The organism is Streptomyces sp. NPDC003691, assembly GCF_053981115.1.
The window spans coordinates 1-3,982 of record NZ_JBSFNQ010000199.1 but is presented as its reverse complement, the minus strand read 5'-3'; the positions used below and the strand labels follow the sequence as shown (position 1 = coordinate 3,982).

The following is a 3,982-nucleotide window of genomic DNA, read 5'->3' as shown; positions in this document are numbered from 1 at the left end:
CCATCCGCCGGAAGATCGTGGCGCTGCTGCTGGTTCCCCTGCTCTCCCTCACCGCGCTCTGGGGTTTCACGACCTTCCTCACCGGCCGGGCGCAGCCCCCGCGCGCCCCGCGCAGCCGTTCCCGCCGGGCGCTACGGGACCCGGACGCCCATGACCTCCCGGGCGTGGCGGTTCGGGTACAGGCCCAGCTGCCAGGCCTGCCAGCCGTCCTCCAGGCGTACCCCGCGCTCCAGCATCACCGCCAGCGCCGCCGCGCAGTCCTCCAGCTTGCCGTCGCGCGCCGGGTGGCGGGCGGCGGTCATCCGGGACAGCTCCTCCTGGGCGACGACCGTGCCCACCTCCGTACCGCCCGGCGAGGCGTACGGCAGCAGGGTGCAGCGCAGCAGCTTCGCCCAGTCGGCGCCGCGCTCGTCGCCGTACGAGCCGAAGAGACCGGCCGCCTCGTCGCACAGGGCCAGCGCCTGCGCCTCGCGGCTGTTGCCCGCGTCGATCAGCGCCAGCTCCAGACAGGTCCACGCCTCCCCGTGGGCCACCCCGATCCGCCGGAAGTCGGCCCGCGCGTCCACCAGCAGCTGACGGGCGAAGCCGGAGTTACGGAGGCTGCCGGTCCGCTCGGCCCGCATATCGCGGGTCACCCGGCCCGAGTGGTGCCGGGCGCAGGCCAGCCCGTAGACGTCCCGCATCCGCGAGAACATCGTGCGCGCCCGCTCCAGCTCCCGGATCGCCTGCTCCCGGTCGCCGCGCTCCTCCAGCGCCTGCCCCAGGTAGTAGAGGGTCCAGGCCTCACCGCGCGCGTCCTCGTTCTCCCGGTGCCGCGAGAGCGCCCGCTCCAGCTCGTCCACGGCCGCCGCCGGGTCGCCGTCCACCAGCTTGGCCCGGGCCAGCTGGGTCAGCGCCCAGGCCTCGCCGCGCCCGTCCCTGGTCCGCCCGTACTGGTCGAGCGCCGTCCGCAGCTCCTCCACCGCCCGCGGTACGTCGCCCATCCGCAGACAGACCTGGCCGAGCTGGAAGTGGGTCCAGGCCTCGCCGTGCAGCGACTCGCCCTCCCGGTGCAGCGTCAGGGCGGTGTCCAGCAGGGTCACGGCCTCCGCCAGATGCGCCTGGTCGCGGCGGACCGCGGCCAGCGCGTGCAGCGACCAGGCCCGGTCCTCCGCCTGCTCCTCGGACGACTGCATGGCGACCGCTTCGTTCAGCTTCGCCGCGGCCTCGGTGAGATTGCCCTGATGGTGCAGGGTGATGCCGAGGGAGCAGAGCGCCAGCGCCGCCCCCGCCTCGTTCTGCGCGTCCCGGTAGAGCCCGACCACCGACGACAGGGTCGTCCGCGCCTTGTCCAGCTCACCGAGCTGCCGGGCCGCGATACCGGTCCGCAACTGCACCGCCCGCTCCAGCAGCCCCTTGTCCACCGCCTGCGTCAGCTCCGATATCTCCCCGAGCCGGTAGAGGTCGCCGCGCAGCAGGCAGTAGTCGGCCAGCGCGCCCAGCAGGTTGAGCACGGTCTGCTGGTCGACGCCCTCCGCGTACCGCAGGGCCGAGGTGATGAAACTGGACTCGTCGTCCAGCCAGCGCAGCGCCGAGTCCAGCGACGAGAAGCCGTGCGCGTCGAACTTCCCGGCCCGGGTGGACAGCTTTCCGTCGACCATCCGGATCACCGCCCCCGCCAGATCCGCGTAGTTCTGGATCAGCCGCTCCTGGGCCGCGGCCCGCTCGGCGGGCTCCTCCTCGTCCAGCAGCCGGGCCAGGGCGAACGCCCGTACCGCGTCGTGCAGTTTGTAGCGGGAGGAACGCACCCGGTCGATCAGCCCCGCGCCCGCCAGCTCCCGCAGCAGCTTCAGGGACTCGGTCTCGTCGGTCGCCAGCAGTGCCGCGGCCGCCGCCGCGCCCAGCGACGCCCGGCCCGCCAGCGCCAGCCGCCGCAGCAGTCTGCGGGCCTGGTCGGGCTGGTCCGTGTAGCGCAGCCACAGCGCCCGCTCGACCGGGTCCACCGGACCGTAGGCCGCCAGGTCCTCCGCGAGCCGCCCGGCGGTCCTGGCCCCCAGCGACGAGCCCGCGACCCGCAGCGCCAGCGGCAGCCCGCCGCACAGCTCCCGGATCCGGTCCGTGCCCTGCGCGTCGTACGGGCCGCTGCCGTCCTCCTCCGCCGTCGCGGCCGCGGCCAGCAGCTCCTCCGCGCCGGCCGCGTCCAGTGCCTCCACCGGCAGCTGGTGCACCCATGCCGGTACGTCCGCCGGCAGGTCCAGCCGCTCGCGCGCGGTGACCAGCACCAGGCTGTCCGAACGCTCCGGCACCAGGGTCCGTACCTGCTCCGGATCCCGGGCGTCGTCCAGGATCACCGTCACCGGCAGCCCCGTCAGATGCCGGTGGTAGAGCTCCGCCAGCCGCCGCACCTGCTGCTCCGCCGACGAACGCTCCCGGAAGAGCAGTTGCTCCCGGGGCGCGCCCAGCCGGTTCAGCAGGTGCAGCAGCGCGTCCCGGGTGGTCAGCGGCCGCCCGCTCTCGCCGCGCAGGTCCACCACGCAGGCACCCCGGAACTGGTCCTTCAGCCGGTGGGCCGCGCGCACCGCCAGCGTGGTGCGGCCGGCGCCGGGGCGCCCGTACAGCACCACGATGGTGGGCCGGGTCTCGGTCGCCGCCCGCGCGGTACGCACCCACTGCCCGATCTGCTCGACGGCGTCCCGGCGGCCCGCGAACGGCCCCTCCGGCACCGGCAGATGACCGAACGACTGCTCCAGCACCGACCGGCGGCGCGCGGCGGCGCTGCGGTCGGCACCGCGCAGCCGGTCCACGGCGCCGGGCGTGCTCACGGGCCGGGCCCGGGAGGCCGCGAGCATCCGCTGCTGCTCCAGGAAGGGGCGTACGCCGCGTACCTCCAGCGCCGTCAGCCACTGGAGCCGCAACTGCTCCGGGCCGCCCGGCTGCCCCAGCCGCCCGGCGGTGCGATGGGCGGCCGGCCAGTGCGAGGCCGTCACCTTCAGTACGGTCGTCGCCGCGCCCGCCACCGCGACCACGGCCCCGGCGCCCAGCGCCGTACCCGACGAGGTGCCCAGGGCCAGATCGGCCCCGGCGGCCGAGACCGCGGCAACGACCGTCACCAGTACGGGGGTCGACAGATTCCGCCAGGCCAGCCGGGACGACAGCGGCTGCCGGGCCGCCTCCGCCGCGCTCAGCGCCTCTTCGTACGCCGCGTACTCCTCGCCCGCCGCCGCGGCCATCCCGTCCAGCGCGGCCCGGGCCCGGGCCAGCAGCATCCGCCCGTCGGCCGTCCCCCCGTTCCGCCGGGTCTCCTCCTCCACCGCACGCGCCAGCAGTTGCTCGGCCTCGGCCCTGTGGTTTTCCCGCATGGCGGCCCCCTCCGTACGTTCCGATCGTGTGGTGTCCGCGCCCGCGCCCGGCTCCCCGCCCGTGCCGGGGCCGCGTCCGGGCGCCGTTGCCACCACGCGAGGGAACCGGGAATCCACTCCGGGCCCGAACCTCGGCCGCCCCCGCGGAAACCCCGCCCGGCACGGCCTGGGCCGTGTCCGCAAGGTTCCGCGTGCCCCGCGAAGCCCTTCGGGCGGACGGCGCTGCTTTCCGGATACGGCCTAGGTGCTGCCCTACCCGCTTATGCCATGCTCACGCCTGAAACCCGGGTCCGTCGCCCCGGGTCCGTCGCCCCGGGTCCGTGCACGGAGCCCGCCGCCTCCGGGACCGACCGCGCACGGGGCGCGCGGTCCCGGCACCGCCCGCACCGCGGCCCCGGCGCCTGCATGGGGGGGCAGCCCCCGGCCCCCCGGCCCGGCGGGCGGCCCTCAGCCGACGGTGGTGAAGTTCTGCCAGCCCGCGCCGATCTTCGCCCCCGAGCCGATCCGTCCGGCACCGTCGCCCGCGTACCGGTAGAGGTCGCCCTTGGCGGTACGGCCCAGGATGTCGTCCTTGCCGTCCCCGGTGAGGTCGCCGATGCCGACGAAGTCGGCCATGCCGCCCCAGCCGGAGCCGATCTTCGTGC

1 protein-coding gene and 1 pseudogene are annotated in these 3,982 nt (G+C 75.8%); both read right to left on the bottom strand.

All coding sequences use genetic code 11. The features are described from left to right. Window positions 1–131: 131 nt before the first annotated feature. Window positions 132–3,338, bottom strand: coding sequence for a tetratricopeptide repeat protein (locus ACWDR0_RS34665; RefSeq protein ID WP_456355815.1), 3,207 nt, complete (start codon window positions 3,336–3,338; stop codon window positions 132–134). 447 nt (window positions 3,339–3,785) lie between these two features. After that, window positions 3,786–3,982 (bottom strand): annotated as a pseudogene (locus ACWDR0_RS34660) (hypothetical protein); the annotation flags it as partial.

Bases quoted from the DNA above. Each gene is read 5' to 3' on its own strand.
- ACWDR0_RS34665 (WP_456355815.1), bottom strand. From the start codon at position 3,338: ATGCGGGAAAACCACAGGGCCGAGGCCGAGCAACTGCTGGCGCGTGCG.